This window comes from Ktedonosporobacter rubrisoli (assembly GCF_004208415.1).
GTDB lineage: Bacteria > Chloroflexota > Ktedonobacteria > Ktedonobacterales > Ktedonobacteraceae > Ktedonosporobacter > Ktedonosporobacter rubrisoli.
Genome location: NZ_CP035758.1, coordinates 6,918,003 through 6,935,459 on the forward strand (window position 1 = coordinate 6,918,003; position 17,457 = coordinate 6,935,459).

General features: G+C 54.0%; 8 protein-coding genes. 6 read left to right on the forward strand and 2 right to left on the reverse strand.

Annotated features, from left to right (window positions below):
* Positions 1-452 precede the first annotated feature (452 nt).
* Both EPA93_RS30070 and EPA93_RS30075 read right to left on the reverse strand, forming a co-directional pair.
* Positions 453-2,168, reverse strand: coding sequence for a PrsW family intramembrane metalloprotease (locus tag EPA93_RS30070; protein ID WP_129891067.1), 1,716 nt, complete (start codon positions 2,166-2,168; stop codon positions 453-455).
* 358 nt (positions 2,169-2,526) lie between these two features.
* Positions 2,527-6,048 carry a DNA polymerase III subunit alpha gene (locus EPA93_RS30075; RefSeq protein WP_129891068.1) on the reverse strand — a complete coding sequence of 1,174 codons (3,522 nt, stop codon included), beginning with the start codon at positions 6,046-6,048 and terminating at the stop codon, positions 2,527-2,529.
* A 710-nt stretch (positions 6,049-6,758) separates the two neighbouring features.
* On the opposite strand from EPA93_RS30075, the gene EPA93_RS30080 reads away from it, so the two are divergent.
* The 6 genes from EPA93_RS30080 (at position 6,759) to EPA93_RS30105 (ending at position 17,190) form a co-directional block, all read left to right on the forward strand.
* On the forward strand, positions 6,759-8,336 hold the full coding sequence (locus EPA93_RS30080) for a glutamate-cysteine ligase family protein (RefSeq protein ID WP_129891069.1): 1,578 nt from the start codon (positions 6,759-6,761) through the stop codon (positions 8,334-8,336).
* Positions 8,337-8,755: 419 nt separating this feature from the next.
* Positions 8,756-10,207 carry a protein kinase domain-containing protein gene (locus EPA93_RS30085; protein ID WP_129891070.1) on the forward strand — a complete coding sequence of 484 codons (1,452 nt, stop codon included), beginning with the start codon at positions 8,756-8,758 and terminating at the stop codon, positions 10,205-10,207.
* 36 nt (positions 10,208-10,243) lie between these two features.
* Complete coding sequence (locus tag EPA93_RS30090) at positions 10,244-12,661, forward strand: FAD-dependent oxidoreductase (RefSeq protein ID WP_129891071.1); 2,418 nt, start codon at positions 10,244-10,246, stop codon at positions 12,659-12,661.
* Between the two features lie 45 nt (positions 12,662-12,706).
* Complete coding sequence (locus EPA93_RS30095) at positions 12,707-14,665, forward strand: cyclic nucleotide-binding domain-containing protein (RefSeq protein ID WP_129891072.1); 1,959 nt, start codon at positions 12,707-12,709, stop codon at positions 14,663-14,665.
* A gap of 14 nt (positions 14,666-14,679) precedes the next feature.
* The gene (locus EPA93_RS30100; protein WP_129891073.1) at positions 14,680-15,579 is read left to right on the forward strand and encodes a hypothetical protein; all 900 of its coding nucleotides are present in this window, start codon (positions 14,680-14,682) and stop codon (positions 15,577-15,579) included.
* A gap of 270 nt (positions 15,580-15,849) precedes the next feature.
* The gene (locus tag EPA93_RS30105; RefSeq protein WP_129891074.1) at positions 15,850-17,190 is read left to right on the forward strand and encodes an anti-sigma factor; all 1,341 of its coding nucleotides are present in this window, start codon (positions 15,850-15,852) and stop codon (positions 17,188-17,190) included.
* Positions 17,191-17,457: the final 267 nt, after the last annotated feature.

Below are 17,457 nucleotides of genomic sequence, written 5' to 3' on the forward strand. Positions count from 1 at the left end.
CGTGGTACCACCACCATTTATCTCTTATGAGACCTCTGCCGGTTCCGCTCTCTATCATTCTTGCATACTATAAGAGCTAAACCGCTGCACAGTAACGGGTGCATACCGAAAAACGGCTAGTAAGGTATGGAGGCCAGTTCACCGTTTAGCTCAAGAGTGTCATTGAGAAGGGCTGGTAACGATGCTCGCAGCAAGTACATCGCTCTCTGGATGCCAGACGAGCCGCTCAATATATCTCTTTCGAAGCTTTTCCTATCTTACTTGTATCGTACACTATAGCACAATAGTAGCCTGTAGATCAAGCCTTTCTTACTGGAAATCAGGGCTTTCCAGTTCTCGTTCTTGGGCCGCCTGACGGCGGCAAGAAGGAGGAAAAAAATTGGGGCTCCGTCCCAAGACCCAGGTTAAGAGCAAGCCCTTAACAATTCCATTTTAGAAAACTGAAAAGCCCTCTACTGGATATATGCCCGCGCTTTTTCCCAGCTCTGCGGCACAGGTTGTGGTCCTGGCTGTCCCAAAGTGGACCGAGGCGCAGGTGGAGCTTGCCCGCGCAGCTTTTTTGTCACGTAGAGGAAGAAGGCAAGCATGAGTATTGACTCGACAAGGTAGACCAGGATAAACGACTCGAAGGTCACGGGGCCAAGCGTCACCACGCCATGATCGAGGTAAGGGCCAACAGGAGCCGGTAAGAGCTGCAGGCCAAAGGAGCCATTCCAGAGCGCATGCTGCAGGATCGCGTAAGCCCAGCAAGCAAAGACCAGCAAAAAGCGGTTCTTAGCCGAGTCTCGATGGGTGAGATAATACCAGCCGAGGGCGATCATGGCGGCGCCAAACCCGTGGAGAAGTCCCGCCGCGCTGCGCTCAATCGCTACAGTCAGCCAGTCCTTATAGCCCATGCTAATGTAACCAAAGGTCTCGATAAGATTAAAACCAATGCCGCCGGCCATGCCCAGCACAAAGGCTTCCGCCGCACTGTTTATCCTTCTGATCATAATCACGGCAGCGAGCGGCTTGACGGCTTCCTCAACCAATGGCGCAATCACCGAAAGCAGGATGAACATAAACAAGATCCCTCGCGGATCTTGCGGAATAGGCTGATCCGGATTATCGAGCATAAGGTTTTTTACGCCAAACTCACGAGCGAGAAGCACGGCTAGTAGCGTCTCGAAGATCAGGGCCAGCACAATCGCCAGTGTAGCTCCGCCCACAAGCGATACAGTCAGGCGTCGCCAGGTTGTAGGCCAGGGTGCAAGGCGTGGAAAGTGTATGCGGCGCACTCCAAGAGCCAGAATGGTCACAGCCGGGAGAATACCCGCCAGGGCGATTAAGAACAAGGTGAGCGGCGTGTTCGCAATGGATTGGCCCTGATTAAGCAACGAGGCCCCAATAGCGATAACGCCAAGATACAGCACAAAAAAGATCCAGAACCAGGGTAGCTTGAACTGGGCCGAAGGCTTGCGCAAGAAGAGCGAGCGAATGCTATGATAGAGCGTGAATCCTCCGCCTACAATGCCGGCCAGGGCAAAAGCGAGCAATTGCGCCATAGCCGCAAAGCGCTGATCTGCCGGCAACATGCGTGTATTGGGCAGAACTAGCAGCAATAGTAGAATAAGGGCGCAGACAAACCCGCCAAGCGTAATCAGAATCGCGCTAATAAACGAGGCGATAGAGATGCCAAACAGATAACCATCTCGCTTGGGCTTAGGTGGTTGCCAGGGATAGGGATAAGGGTATGGGGAATATCCATAATAGCCGGGATAGGGGTAGGCGGGCGGATAGCCATTGTAGCCCGGCATGGCCGGTCCCGTGGGCTGATAACCAGGATAGGGAGCAGGAGGAACAGGATACTGGTTGTTTGGCCCTTGCCCCGCCGGCGCTGGCTGTCCAGCCTGATAAGGATTATAGGCCGGTCGAAAACCTGGCGCCTCTGAGGGCAATGGTGGCAAGGCCCTTGAGACGTGTTCTCGGTACATGGGCTCCTGAAGCTGATTATTGTTTGTCAAAGATGGAGTCTGAGGTACCTTGCCGTTTTCAGCCCTGGTCCGCTTCGCAATCAGTGTCTTCTCTGCATCCTCTATCGGGGGAAAGGCAAAAGATTGTCTATTTATATCACCCTGTTTTCCCTGGTTCTCAGGGTCAAAAAATGGTCCTATATTTTCAGAAGCCACGATTTATAAGCCTTTTCATGAATTGCTGCTTTAGCTCATTGCTCGGATAGTCCTTAGCAGTCAGTCGGTCAAGACACAAGCAGAAGACATCCAGGGGAAACATAAGGGGCAGTTACCCGGGTGATCCCCAACCTTTTTTCCTCCTTGCAGTTGCCAGCAGCATGCTTTTTCTAATGAAGATGATAGGCCTGTAACTGTTAAAGTATACGAGTATACAGCAGGTAAAGTTCTCTGTTTAGTATAACGGCTGCGGTGACCGGGTGTCAAAAAGGCAATAGATCTTCGTAATGGAGAGCATAAAAAATGATGCTGACGCATTCTGCACTATTACATGACACGTCAGCATCGTTTAGCTTAATTAGCGCTCCAGGAGCTGGGCCTCGACAGCGCCCATGCCGAGCAGCTCCTCAAGTTTGGCATGCATGTCCTGGCTATAGTCCATGGTGTTGTCGCGCGGGGTGATGCGCAGCTTCCATTCTCCATTCTCGACAAAAATCTCGTAATGGTCGCGTCCGGGCCGCTCCTGTACCATGCGATAGACATCCTGCACCTTCATGATATCGTTGGAGACCGAGAGCTCATCAGTTCCGCTCAGTTGCAGCGTTAGCCAGATCAGGTAGCGCTTGCGGTTCATCTCCTCCTCAGCGGCTTTGAGCTGGGTCGCGCTGTTGCAGAGAATACCCGGTTCATCGCGGCGCACCTGCACCTCGCCGCGCACGATCACCACGGTATCCTCAGCCCACAACTCGGCTGTCTCCTCATACAAGCGCGGGAAGACGGTGACCGAGATCGTGCCATACATATCTTCGAGCTGCACCACGCACATCGTGTCCCCCTTCTTGGTTGTGATGCGCCGCGCCTCCTTGATCGTACCGCCCAGCACCACCTTCTGTCGATCGTGCTCTTCGCCGATATCGGCAGTCGTATGGGTCACCTGATCTTTAAGCAGATCACTGAGATAGGCCAGAGGATGGCGCGTGATGTAGACCCCGATGAGCTCCTTTTCCCATTGCAAGAGCTGCTTGCGCGAGATCTCTTCGGCGTTCTGGCTAAGGGAGAAATCCAGCGCCCCGCTCGACTCCTCCATCTCGCCGAAGAGAGAGAGCAAGCCACGCTCCTTAGCTGCCCGCTCACTCTTGCCAAACTGCATCGCACGCTCCACCGAAGCCAGCAGCACATGCCTCTTGCCTTCGGCCAGCGTATCCATGGCTCCCGCCTTGATCAAAGTCTCGATCGTGCCCTTGCCCACATATTTGGGATCGACCCTTGTGCAGAAATCGGCAAGCGAACTGAAAGGCCCACCTTCCTGGCGCGCCCGCAAGATCTCCCCGATCGGGCCTTCACCCACGCCCTTAATGGCCAGCAAGCCGAAGCGCACTCCGCCGCGCTCCACAGTAAAGCCCTGCCCACTCTGATTTACATCAGGTCCCAGCACCTCCACGCCCATACGCTTGCACTCGGCGATCGCATTGGCGATCTTCTTGGCATCGGAGGCTTCCGTCGTCATCGTCGCTGCCATAAACTCGGCAGTATAGTTGGCCTTGAGGTAGGCCGTATAGAAGGCTACCACCGCGTAGGAGGCGGCGTGGGCCTTGTTAAATCCGTAGCCACCGAAGGGCAGGATCAAGGTAAAGAGCTGCTCGGCAGTCTCCTGCTTGACCCCATTTTTGATGCAGCCGGCCAGAAAGTCGCCCTTGTAGCTCTCGACCTCATCCATTTTCTTCTTGGAGAGGGCTTTACGGAACTTATTGACCTTGCCCCAGGAGAAGCCGGCCAGGTGCACGGCAATCTGGAGCACCTGGTCCTGGTAGACGATGATGCCATAAGACTCGGCGAGCCATTGGGAGAGGCGCGGGTCCAGATAGACCACTTTCTTGCGGCCATGCTTGGCATCGATGAAGTCGGGAATACTGTCCATGGGGCCGGGGCGATAGAGGGCGATCATAGCCATGACGTCCTCTACACTGTTCGGGCGCAACTGCTTGATATACTCACGCATCTTGGGACCTTCCAGCTGGAAGATACCCGTGGTCTCGCCAGAAGCCAGCAGCGCAAAGGCCTTCTCTCGCCTGGCATTCTGAGCCTCATCACCCTCCACCGGGTCCAGAGGGATCTTCTCCAGCTCAACCTGTTCGCCACGAGCCTGCTGGATAAACTTGATCGAATTGTCAAGAATGGTCAGGTTAGAGAGACCCAGGAAGTCAAATTTGATCAGGCCTAGCTCTTCGAGGTGCATCTGCTCATACTGGGTTACCCGCCCCTTGCTCGGGTCCTTGGAATCGCGCAACTGCAATGGCACAAAATGATCAAGAGACTCGTTAGCGATGAGCACACCGGCGGCATGCACGCCGGTACCGCGCACGGCCCCTTCCAGAGCCAGGGCTTGATCCAGCAGCTCTTTGGCCTGCTCGCTTTCTTCATAGAGATCGCGCAGCTCTTTCACAGTGTCAACTGAGCCTTTGAGGGTAATCTTGGGACCCGAGGGGATCAGGCGGGTGATGCGATCGCCCAGGTCCTGCCGGCCCATGACGCGAGCGACGTCCTTGACCGAGTTCTTGGCAGCCATGGTCATGAAGGTGGCCATCTGCGCAACGCACTCATGGCCATATTTGTTGGCCACATACTCGATGACTTCTTCACGCCGATCATCGGGGAAGTCCATATCAATATCGGGCATATCCGCACGCTCGGGATTGAAGAAGCGCTCGAAGAGCAACTGGTAGCGTAGCGGATCAACGTTGGTGATGCCCAGGGTATAGGCCAGTAGGGAACCGGCCGCCGAACCACGGGCCAGGCAGCGAATGCCACGGGAGCGGGCGTAATTGACGAAATCCCACTCAATCAAGAAATAGGGCAGGAAGCCTTTGTCACGAATCATGTTAAATTCGTAATCGAGCTGCTGCTTGATGGGCTCGGTAAGCTCTCCATAGCGCTCCTGAATGCCCTGGAGGCAGAGGGAATAGACATACTCATCCTGCGACGCATACTCGGCCGGGATGACGTACTCGGGCAGTTTGGCTTTATAGGCAAGCGGGTCCACCTCGCACATCTCGGCGATGCGCACGCTATTCATCAAGGCCTCGGGCAACTCTGGGAAGAGCTGAGCCATCTGCGCGGGACTCTTGAGAAAGTATTCCTGACTATCGAAGCGCATGCGCTTGGGCGCATCGAGCTGCTTGCCGGTCTGCACACAGAGCAAGACATCATGAGAGTGCGCATCATCGGCGGCCACATAGTGCAGATCATTGGTAGCAACCATGGGGATCTGCAAGTCTTTATGCATCTGGTAGAGCAGTTGATTGAGCTTGCCCTGTGGCGAGGGCTGCCCATCGTCAAAGATTCCATTATGCTCCTGGATCTCCAGGAAAAAGTTTTCTTCGCCAAAGACATCTTGATACCAGCGGGCCGTCTTGTAGGCTGCCTCTTTCTGCTCTTTGAGCAACATTTTAGGGATCTCGCCCGAGAGACAAGAGGAGGTGACGATCAGGCCTTCAGCATATTTTTCCAGGGCCTTCTTATCGATACGTGGCCGCAGGTGCCACCCCTCCGTATGGGCGATCGTGGTTAATTTCAACAAGTTATGATAGCCTGTATTGTTTTTCGCAAGAATCAAGAGGTGATGATAATCGTCGCTAAAGCGCTTGGAGTGATCTTTCATATCCTCGGTCAGGTAGGCCTCAATGCCAATAATCGGATGAATCCCCCCGGCCTTACAGGCCTTGTAAAATTCGATAGCTCCATACATCGCGCCATGATCAGTAATTGCCAGATGCTTCATCCCCAGCTTCTGGGTCTGCTCGATCAGCTTTTTGGTGCGGCTAAAGCCATCCAGCAGCGAGTATTCCGTGTGGACATGGAGATGTGCAAAGTCTGCGCCCATGAAAATTTCTCCGTAAATAATTTTATTTTCATTGTAACATATGTTCTATATATCGAAAGTTCTATCCACCTGACTAGAACTTTGTCAAGCAGAGATTGACGAGTGCGCCGCCTGCCGGCGGCAGGTGGGGGCTGCGCCTCACATCCATATTGACAGAGCACTAGAACTTTTGGGGACTGGAGGCAAATATTGTTTATGAAACCGTTGGAGTAGTTGCCTACGGTTGATAGTGTACATCATGATCAGCTATTGTGGAAGTGACATTTGTCCCTCTAAGGACTTTGCGCAACCCATTTTTTGCCGCCCGCTAGCGAGGCAGAGGCTGGGAAAATCGCCGAAATATCTCATTCCGCCCCTGGCCATAATAGCCAGGCTATCTCTCCTACCAAAGCTCATGTATACAACATAAGACGAAACAGCTATCAATTTCCAATTAAGATGTTTTACCTCATAGGAAATTTGATATCACCTTTTTCGCGTGTTAAAATCTGTATGTAAAAAATTTTGCTTATGCGTCATCTACCGAACAGCATGTTCCAGCAGATCCAAGGCAATAATTTGCACAGAGGGTAAAGATCAGGCTTTGCCTCTCATTCAGCATCTCAGGAGGTAAAAAGGCACACAGACATTGAGCAAACTACATACGAATAGCGTAAAGCGTAAAGAAAATGCTTTTGGCATCGCTCAAGACACATATAGGAGTAAGCACCATGCCTGGCTTCACGCAAGAGATCGTACCTACCTATGGAGGTGAAATCGAAGCGTTAGTAGTAAGATGTGACAATGGCAAATTCACTCCTATCGCAGATGCTGTGCACGCAAAAGTACAGCAAGCCATTGACAATTTGAATGGTCTTGACGAAAGTTCTGTCACACTGGGTTACGACGTAGCAGCGCATCAAGTAGAGATGCACGGCCTGGTTTGTTCGCAACTCCCGCAGCTGGTCAGCTCCTACTGCGCTTCATTAGAAATATTGCAGCGCGCTCTCAAGCAAGAGGCTGGAGCAAGCCTGCTATCCTCGGCCTATCATCCCTTTGAAGATCCCTTTGCCGCCTACCAAAACGTGCTGCCCAAGCCTATCTACGATCTATACAGAGGCTTTATACCCGGCAAAAGCCCCTCTCATCCTCTGGCTCTGGAGAGAGTCTATCCGACACGAGCACGCCAGGGGCGGTGCTGGGCTGAGGAGATGGGCAGCATGGCTGCGGCTATTCACCCCTGGAACGCTCTATATCTGGAATCCGCCGCCTCCCAGGTGGCCATGCTGCACGCGCTCGGCTGGATGTTTAATCTGCTTACCGCCAACTCGCCCTTTTCAGCCGGCAAGCTCTCTGCGCTAAGAGATTACCGCGTGCAGATCTGGGGTCCCCGGGGAGGCATGATGGCCACGAGTCGCTATCGGCAGGATAGCGCGCTTGTACAGAATTTGCCTACGCGCCCGCGCGGATTAGCCGACTATTATCGCTATGTCTTCTCCACACAGCGACCAATGGCCATCCCGCATATAAGAACAGAGGATGGCAAAGATTATAAGTCGCAGTTTCTAGCCCTTGTCCAACCCGCCGATTGGCAAGATTTTACTGTGTTGAGCTATCTACAAGCACGCAGCGTGAATGCGGTTGACATGGCGACGGGAGAAATATATGAGGTTATGCCAAACGTAGGACACGTTATCAATGGCTTCGACTTCCTCTATTATCCCGTCTATGGGGCAAGGTTGCGCCTACGGCTTCCCTATGCAGAACTGATTGATCCAGTACGATTTGCTCAGGCCATCCTGGATAATGATGAGTCAAGCCTGCGCTCTTTGTTGCTAAGGGCTGGCCTTGAAGAGGGATACCTATGTATTGAAGGCCGCACGGCCGCCACACATTTGCCCACCAGCATGCGGAGCGGCTGGGCACGCTTGAGTATCCCCTTTGTGCTGCAGACCGCCTGCCTGCGCGCTCACCACGAGCTCTGGGAGCTGCTAGACACAACAGGCTTAAGCTGGCAAGATCTTACGCAAACCTTGCCTGCGCTCACTAATAGCATAGAGCATGGTTTTCAGGCCAGACTCAAGGGTATAGAGGTCAGTGCGCTGGCCAGCCAGATCTGGAGATTGGTTAAGCAATACCTGACATTTGAGGAGCGCGCCCTGGTAGGCGAGGAGATCGATCGTATATTGCGGCAAAAGAGAGCCGCGGCCGAAGAGCAAGTCAGTCTGTACGAGCGCTTGCATAGCAAGCACCAAGAAATTGTAGCCATGCGTTTATTGGTAGAGCAACTGCATATGTGCCAGGACTAAGCTTTCAAGAACCTGCCTGCTTTCATTGGGTGCCCTGCTGGCTCAGATTTAATGACATCTTCCCCCGGCTCCTGCCGGGGGATTTCCCTCCTCAGCGCGCAGCCTTATTCGGCAATCATAACCCATCAGGCCGGCTATGGGACCATAGTTTCCTACTGTCAAAAGCCCTTCTCCTCGATCGTGTCAAACTGTAAGACCTTACGCATATTTAACAAGACCACGAGCTACATATATAATGGGTCAGCTACTTTATTTTGCGCCAGGAACACCTTTACATATTTTCGTGAGGCTCGTCTAGGAAATGGGTAATGTTATGCATGGGTCTCAGGGGATATCTAGCGTATACTCTGGTAAGATGATTGAAAGCGTAGAGTGTAGCAAAATGTATCACCGTATACAGCAGGCAGAGAAGGTTGGCTATGGTTGAACGCTTATCTTACAAGATGCTCACAGGAAGGACGATAGGGACGTATCGCTTGCAACAGCTCATGGAAGAGGGCAAGTCGGGTCCTATCTTCATGGCCCAAACGAGAACTGGCGTTCCCTGTATTATACGCTTCTTTGCCGCGCCAGCAGAGCTAAATGCAAACGAACGTATTGTAGCGCTGGGACTTTTCCAGCAAGAAGCTAGCAAAATCGCCACATTGCAGCATCCACATATTTTGCAGTTGCTTGATCATGGGAGCTATCAGGGCATGCCTTATCTCGTCTACCCACAAGTTCCTCTGATGTCTTTGCGCGCTCGGCTCAGCCAACGTGCAGCGTTAGACACTACTCTGATAGGCAGCTACCTTGAGCAAATTGCCGCGGCCCTGGAATATGCACATGCGCGAACTGTTCTTCATCGCAATCTTTCCACAAACTGCATTTATCTGCAGGAGAACAGACAACTTGTCGTAACCGAGTTTGGTCTGATCCATATGCTTGAGTTGTGCAATAGAGAAACGCAAGCACGCCTGCCGTTTAGCGGCAGCAGCGAGTCAAGTGCGCCCGAACAGCTTCTAGGCCAGGCAACTGGCGCGGCAGCCGATATTTATGCTCTGGGCGCTGTGCTCTATCGCTTGCTTACCACACAGCCTCCCTTCGCCGGACAGACGCGCGATGAGGTTAGCCGGCTCCATATTTATGCAGAAGTACCGTCGATTATGCGGTGGCGTCAGGATGTACCTACAGCAATGGATGAAGTGATAGCCCAGGCCATGGCTAAGGAGCCGGCCCAGCGCTATAGACAACCAGGCGAGTTGGTACAGGCCTATTACGAAATAGTTGCCCCTGTGCAGCCAGTCCGCACGGCTCGCGCGCTCAAGCAGCAAACGGAGCCAAAGGCGCGGCCGGCTCACAGGAGAAAGGTCGACAAGCGGACACAGATGCAGCGCCGGCGGACAATCTCGCTCCTGGCCACAGGCATGAGCATTGGGGCAGCCGCGCTCATAGTTGTCAGTCTACGCAACGGGCATGGAGCTGCCAAACCGCCGATATCGGCAAGTGCCATTCAACTCGCTCATCCCGTGAGCACACAGGTAGCTTCCGCGTCTATAAGCCAGCCTACCACATCAAAAGGCGGCAGGCTTTTAGCGCAGGTTGCCGAAGTACCCTTGAATAGCGCCAAAAATTTTTCGATAGCTAATCAGAAAAATCCTGGCCTGCTCATTCATTTGCAGGATAATCGCTTTGTCGCATTTGACTCCACCTGCACACATGCCGCGTGCAGCGTCAGCTATAATCCGCAGGATAAAATGCTTGAATGTCCGTGTCATGGAGCTGTCTTCGATCCCGCGCGCGATGCGGCAGTCGTACAGGGTCCGGCGCAGATCCCACTCAGCCCAATCAAAATTATTGTCAACCCAGACGGTACCATCAGGGAAGGGTAACGTTTAATTTACGATCATGTTGGAGATCTACCTAAGATGGAAGAGCGTAGAGGAACAAAGGCAACCAGGACTATCAGTGGCGCATTAAAACGCGTTCCTGACTACCTGATCATTGGCAACGGTATTGCCGGCATCACTGCGGCTGAAATTTTGCGCGCCGAAGATTCAGCAGCCCTCATCGCAGTTATCGCCGATGATCCCTTCCCAGTCTATTACCGCCCTGCCCTGAAGGATTATCTGGCTGGCAAGATACGCGAGGATAAGCTTTGGGCTCGTCCCAGAAGTTTCTATCAGGATAACAATATTCTCTTTCATGCTGACCGTGTGGTCGGCATACAAGCGGATCAGCACCTTATCAATCTACGCAGTGGACGACAGATTGGCTATCAGCGCTTGCTACTGGCTAATGGTGCGCACTCGGCCCGTCTGAACTGTCCGGGGCTGGATTTGGAGGGAGTTACAACCTTACGCTCAGTGGCCGATTACCAGCTTATCGTTGAGCGCTTGAAGACCACGCGACGCGTTGTGGTGTGTGGCAGCGGTACGCTGGCCCTTGAAACCGCGGAGACGCTAAGCCATCGAGGTTTTCAAGTCACCCATCTCATCCGCCGCCGCACGCTCTGGTCCGATGTCCTCGACGCCACAGCCTCAGACCTGATTCTGCAACAGGAAAGAAGAGATGGCGTTGATATTCGTCTTGAGGAGGAGATCAGCGAGATTTTCGGTTCCCGAGGCGAAGTGCAGGGCGTAATCACAAGCAGCGGCGCACGCATCCCCTGCGAGATGGTACTGATTGCCATCGGCATCGAACCCAACATCGATTTTGCGCGTTCAAGTGGCATTAGCTGCGGACGCGGCGTAAGAGTTGATAGCGCCATGCGCACTAACCTGCCAGACATCTACGCCGCCGGCGATATACTTGAATCCAGGGATGCAATGACTGGGCGTACTCGCCTCCTGGGACAGTGGTATCCGGCCATTCAGCAAGCCCGCGCTGCAGCCTTTAGCATGCTCGATCTGCTCGATACGGAACAGGCTTTCCATGCCGGTATGTTTTACAACGCCACGGCACTGTATGGACTCGATTTTGCCTCGGTTGGCCTCTCCAATGCGCGTGACGGTCAGAACCTGCGCGCGATCATTGCCGATCCCTTGCCGCGCACCTATCGCAAAGTCGTGCTGCAGGATGATGTTCCTGTGGGCCTACTCTTTCTGGGCAACCGCAAAGAGGCCCTGGCCTATAAGCGTGCCATTGACCACCAGGTAAACTTGCGCTCGGTGGCCAGGCAATTATTTGCCAGCGGCTTCAACCTGAATAGCTGGCTTGACAGTCAGGGCGTGCCGGGTCCGCTTCTAGGTGTGCAGCGCAAAGGTGACGCCGTGGCCAGGAAAGTGGCTTACGCCGGAGGCAGCCAGCCCGGCATTACCCTGAGCAAGGCCGAGGAGCTTACGGAGGCCTTACTTGTCCCGGAAGTTGAGGCGATCAGAGAGTACCGCGTTGCCGAGACCTATCTAAGCCAGACCCGGGTTACAACCATTGGGCGCCACCTGGGAGCTCACGTCCTCATCGACGAAGGCTCGGTCTCGCGCCGGCACGCCGAGATTCGCTATGCCAACGGACAATATATCTTGCAGGACGCCGACAGTACCAACGGCACATTTATCAACGAGCAGCGCCTACGCCCCAATCAGGCCTATATTCTGCAGGCAAACAACATTGTGCGTTTTGGCAATCTTGTGAAATTTACTTTCGCCCTGCGGCCCGTTAGCGCAGCCACACGCAAGAGAACAGGCAGCGTCTCCATGGCCGGCATAGCCCTGCAGGAGAAAGAAAAGGAGCTGGTTGAGCAGGTCGCTCCCGGTTTACCAGTCCAATATCCCGATGGCTCTCTCTCGCTCCCGGGTGCAAGCTCCGTTGTTCCGCCCGCGCTTGTAGCCAGCTTTAAGGAGAATCCCGCCCTCGTCGTCCTCGCGGCAGGTGGACAGCGAGCTCCGCGCGTGGTGCCACTGAAGGCTGGCAGGCATATCACCATAGGGCGCGGAGCTGAGAACGATATCGTGCTAGAAGACGTTGTGCTCTCGCAGAGGCACGCCGACATATTTCCCGGCCCCGATGGCTTCTATGTGCGAGACCTGGGGAGCAGCAACGGCATTGCGGTCAACCAGGCCAGGATCAATAACCCATATTTACTTTCGCATGGCGATTGCATTGCCCTTGGCAATAATTTGCTTTATTTTATAGATTTGCGCGCCAAGCAGACTTTAACTGAACGACTGCCATCCGCGGCACCCGTGCCGATTGCCAAGGGAATCGGCACGCAGTCAGGGCCGTTGCAGGCGACAGGCTCAACATCGCAAATTGTCATTTGCACGCATTGTGGAGTCGCCAACACACGCATAGCGCGCTTCTGCGCCAGTTGTAGTACACCATTGATCTCGGGAGCATTGCTATGATCAATGGTCTCGAATAGCAAGCCGTGTAGAAGCAAGAGAGGATTTATGCAGGTACAAACCGCAAAACTACCCTTTACGGTGGGCATGTCACATCGCAGCGATGTGCAGCCCCTCAACGAGGAGCAGGTTCGCTTTGAGATAGATATGTGTATAGGCTGCGACCGTTGTATGCAGGCATGCCCTGTCCCGCTCTCGTCGCTGGTAAGCATCGCGGATCTCAACCGGGCGACGACCTCAGACGCTATCACAGAGGTTGTCGCCCGCTTCACGGATGAATGCGTCATGTGTGGCTCATGCGTACCGGTCTGCCCGGTTGATAATCATCGCGATCTGCTGATGCTCTCCCTCAAGCAGCGCCTGGGCATTCCCTGGGACGGCAAAGTAGATATGAGCCGCGTCCTGAGCTATCTCCCGGCAGGTTGGAGCGTGCCCTTACTACTCAGTCGCTTGCGCGAACAGCCTATGTTCAGCGACGAGCAGATCGTGCCCGATAATTATCTGCTCCATTTTGTGGCCACCTCCAGAATGCTTACATTGCTCCCCGGCGAGCTTGTCCTGCAAGAGGGTGAATTTGGACGCGAGATCTATTTTATTCTCGATGGACGCCTTGAGCTATCTTCGCAGGGACCAGATGGTAAGGATATGCCCATCGCCGTTCTACGACGCGGCGAATACATCGGCGAGCATGAGATGCTCACCGGCCAGCAACGCAATGCCACGGCTCGGGCGCAGACAGCCGTGGTGGTCCTGGAAGTGCCAGAGCAGGTGATGCAGCGCCTGATGGAGATCGTGCCAGCTATCCATACCTTCTTTGAACGCCTGAATACGGCGCGCTCCATTGAGACCATCCTGCGCAGCCTGGCTCTCTTCCAGGGAGTCTCCAGCGTGGATGTGCGCCAACTTGCCGAGCAGGCCCAGGTCAAACGTTATGAGCGCGACGAGCGGCTCTTTAGCGAAGATGCGCGCGACCAACCCATGCGCGAGTCGCTGCATCTTTTGCTTGATGGCTTTGTGAAGGTAGGACGTCGAACCGCAGCCGGCACCGGTCGCGACAAGAGTGATGAGCGCATCATTGCCTATCGGCAGAAGGGCGATTACTTCGTTGGCGGCCTTGATATGCTTGGCGACCGCCGAGCCGTAACCGTGACGGCGATTACGCGTACCAGCGTTGCCGAGCTACCGCGGCAGGCCTTGCTGGCCCTCTTCGCGCGCTATCCCGAAGTTGCCCAGCGCTTCCAGGAACGCCTGCAGCTCTATCGCAACGCTACGGCCGCTGCCTATAGCGCTGTTTTCGAGCCCTTCGACTTTAGTCAGTCCGCAGAGAAACCTGCCGCAGTTAATCCCAAGTCGGACGCAGAGGCGCGCGCCGGCTTACATTCTCTTGTCGATGCAGGCGTGGTTGAGGGCACCGACGTCCTGGTTATTGACCTGGATAAATGCATTCATTGCAACGAATGTGAGGCGGCCTGCGAGCGGCGCCACGGCCATTCACGCATGAACCGCAAGGGTATGGTGGTGGGCAATATCAGTATTGCTACCGCCTGTCGCCAGTGCCAGGACCCCGTATGCATGCTCTGCAGCCGAGCCGGCATTGCGCGAATGCCCAGCGGCGAAGTCTATATTACCGAGAGCTGCATTGGCTGCGGCATCTGTGCAGAGCGCTGCCCATACGATAATATCTCCATCATGGCGCTTGACGATGAGGAAGATGGAGGCATGGCTACCTCGATCTGGCAACGCTTCAGCAGCTTCTTTACCAAAGGTAGCGGCAAGGAACATGGCAACAGGCTGCCCATGGTGGCCGCTCCTGGCCCTCTGAATGCCAATCAGCCCATTGACGCTTATGGAGAACTGCGCAAAAAGATCGCCATAAAATGCGATCTGTGTGCGGGCTATAACAACCAGGCTTGTGTGCAGGCCTGCCCAACCGGTGCAGCCATTCGCGTGAATCCTGTTAGCTTCTTTGGTTCAACCGAAGATATTCTGCGACGGCGTGCGAAATAGTAAGGAACGAAACGATGTCTATAGCAACAAAACAGCCACAATCTGCACAGCACTCTACGCTACGACGGATCTGGAAGGCCCCCAGCTCAAAAGCCTGGTGGCTCTGGCTGGGCAGCTCATTGCTCCTGTGCGTGGGCATTGCCCTCTGGTTTTTTCTGGCCCGGCGCACCCAGCAGGACGTAGGACCCTATGCTGATCCCTTCCGGCTCTTTGGCATTATTGCCTTCGGGCTGGTCCTGGCGACCGCAGCTTATTCGCTGCGGCGGCGCTTCATACGTGGATTGCCCGGAAAAGTGCAAAACTGGCTATGGATGCATAGCTGGATTGGCCTCGCAACAATCCTTATCGCCGCCTTCCATGAAAACTTTGCCTATCTTACCCACGATTTTTGCCAGGGACCTGGCTGCCTTACCGATTCAGATTGGGGTGGAACTGCACTCTTTGCCCTGATCCTGCTGGTCATAAGTGGCATCGTTGGGCGCTTGCTGGATATGTGGCAAGCCCATCGCATTGCTCTGGATGCCAGCACAAATGGCATTGGCATCGCCGGGGCGCTGGAGGAACGCATGACAGAACTGGAGTATACAATCGAGCGCCTCTGCGCCGGCAAATCCGAAGGCTTCAAAGAATATTGCCTGCGCGCCCTGGCCCCCGACAAACGCGCTAAGTCCATCTCCACCGAAATACCCATGCTAGCGGCAGGCGAAAAGGCTGACTTCAAGAGCGCTTATGAAGCCCTGATTGCGCGCGCCCAACTGGCCCAATCGCTACAACGCCAACATAGAGCCAGGGCAATTATTCGCATTTGGCGCACGCTTCATATGATCGTGGCCTGCGTTACCTTGCTAGCTGTACTTTATCACGGTATACTTGAATTACTTACTAGCGTTTTTCATATTATCTCATATAGCTAACAGAGCTTTTCACTTCCTGGTATTCTAGGGCCTGACAACGATACACGAGAAAGGATCAGAATCACCCTCAACGCTTTGGCGAAGGGCAAAACATAGAGAGGCTTCCTATTGCGCATGAAAATATGGGCAATTCATGTTATACTCAATTGTTGTAAACACCAAGTGGCGTAGTAAAATCCGCCCGACAAAAGGAACAAAAATATTACATAGCATACTTAAATTGCTTTAAATTGCAAATACATATACAGAAGGCCGAGAGGAAAACTAACAATGGAATGTCCAAAATGCAATGAACAGCTTGACGACGACTCGGTATTCTGTGGGATTTGCGGCTGCCAGGTAGCACCACTTTACGCGCGAGGGGCCACAGCGGTTGAAACAGTAGATAGACCGGCTCAATCAGATAGCAACCGCCTGGCTCAGTTAGGAAGAATTCAGCGCGTCCGACAGCCATTTTTCCCAACAGGGCAAACCAAACAGCCTGTGTCTGTGGCCTTCAAGGAGACGAAGACGCCACCCTCGCTGGCCCCAATGCCTCTGTCGTCGCCGCCGCGCCGCCATGTCAGGCGCGCGACTTTTCTAGGCTCAATCTTCGTTCTCTTAATTTTTCTCATTCTGACCAGCTGCATCGTACTCTGGCAACGCTATACAAAGGCCGGGGGAACAGCCACGATGCAGGCTCAGGCATTCTTTAGCGATAGCCAGCCGGGCCAGGCTCCCAATAGCCTGCTTAAGATCAGCGCGCAAGGCCTTGATGCTCCTCCCGAAGGCCAGCAATATGCGGCCTGGATAGTGGATGAAGCTACCGAAAAGGTCATGGCGCTAGGTACCTTAAAGCCGCTGGGGCAACAATATGTCCTCGCCGTCACAGATAAGGACATCAATCTACTCGGCTCCGGTAATAAACTAGAGATTACCCTGGAGCAAAGCAACCTGACGGCTCCTGCCGGCAAGATCGTACTCTCGGCCACATTTCCTACCCTGGCCTTTATCCATATTAAGCATCTCCTTGTCCATTTTCCCACGACACCCGGGCAGATAGGCTTGCTGGTAGGCCTGCGCGCTCAGGCACAATTGCTGGAGAAGCAATCCACAATCCTAAAGCAGGCCGCCGATAACCACAATACAGCCGCGCTCCGCTGTGCAGCTCAGAGCATTATCGATATCGTCGAAGGCACAGGTGGGCAGGCAGCGCGACCACTCAGCGAATCTTGCAAACTGCAGCATATCGAACAGAGCGGAGACGGCTACGGCCTGCTCGGCAGCAGCGGCTATATAGCTAACGTAGCAGCTCACGCCTCCCTGGCGGCAACGCAGCGCGACTCCACTGATACGATAAGAGATCATGCCCATCACGTTATCACTGCTACCGATAATCTCAAAGGCTGGATCACAACGATTGATCGCGATGCGCGCAATCTGCTGCAAAATCCGGGCAACGTAGCCGAAGTACAGGAAATCAGCCAGCTAACAGATCATGCCCTCAACGGCGTAGACCGCAACGATGATGGAAGAATCGATCCGATAGCCGGCGAGGCAGGAGTGCTTACAGCCTACGCGCAGGGACAGCTGATGGCCTCACTTATTATGAAAGCTGACGCGGGAGTATAGCCTGATCCAAAATCTCATCGGGCAAGCTTCTCCCGCCTCGGCGCCCCCAACGTTCTAATGAAAGAAAGATCCTCTTCTGCCAGCAGGGCATATTCTACGCCCTGGGACGTATCTCTTCCCGCTTCCTCAAGGTTAGGAAATTATAGACAATACTATATTATCAAAAACCTCTTCCTGGAAGAACTGGCCAGCGCCACGCGTTAAGCTTTATCTGTCTGCCCTCAAGAGGCGAGCCGGTAGCGCCTCGCCAGTGCCCCAATAGCCCTT

Coding starts and splice junctions, on each gene's coding strand:
- EPA93_RS30095 (WP_129891072.1), top strand. CDS start 12,707: ATGCAGGTACAAACCGCAAAACTACCCTTTACGGTGGGCATGTCACAT.
- EPA93_RS30085 (WP_129891070.1), top strand. CDS start 8,756: ATGGTTGAACGCTTATCTTACAAGATGCTCACAGGAAGGACGATAGGG.
- EPA93_RS30090 (WP_129891071.1), top strand. CDS start 10,244: ATGGAAGAGCGTAGAGGAACAAAGGCAACCAGGACTATCAGTGGCGCA.
- EPA93_RS30075 (WP_129891068.1), bottom strand. CDS start 6,048: ATGGGCGCAGACTTTGCACATCTCCATGTCCACACGGAATACTCGCTG.
- EPA93_RS30080 (WP_129891069.1), top strand. CDS start 6,759: ATGCCTGGCTTCACGCAAGAGATCGTACCTACCTATGGAGGTGAAATC.
- EPA93_RS30105 (WP_129891074.1), top strand. CDS start 15,850: ATGGAATGTCCAAAATGCAATGAACAGCTTGACGACGACTCGGTATTC.
- EPA93_RS30100 (WP_129891073.1), top strand. CDS start 14,680: ATGTCTATAGCAACAAAACAGCCACAATCTGCACAGCACTCTACGCTA.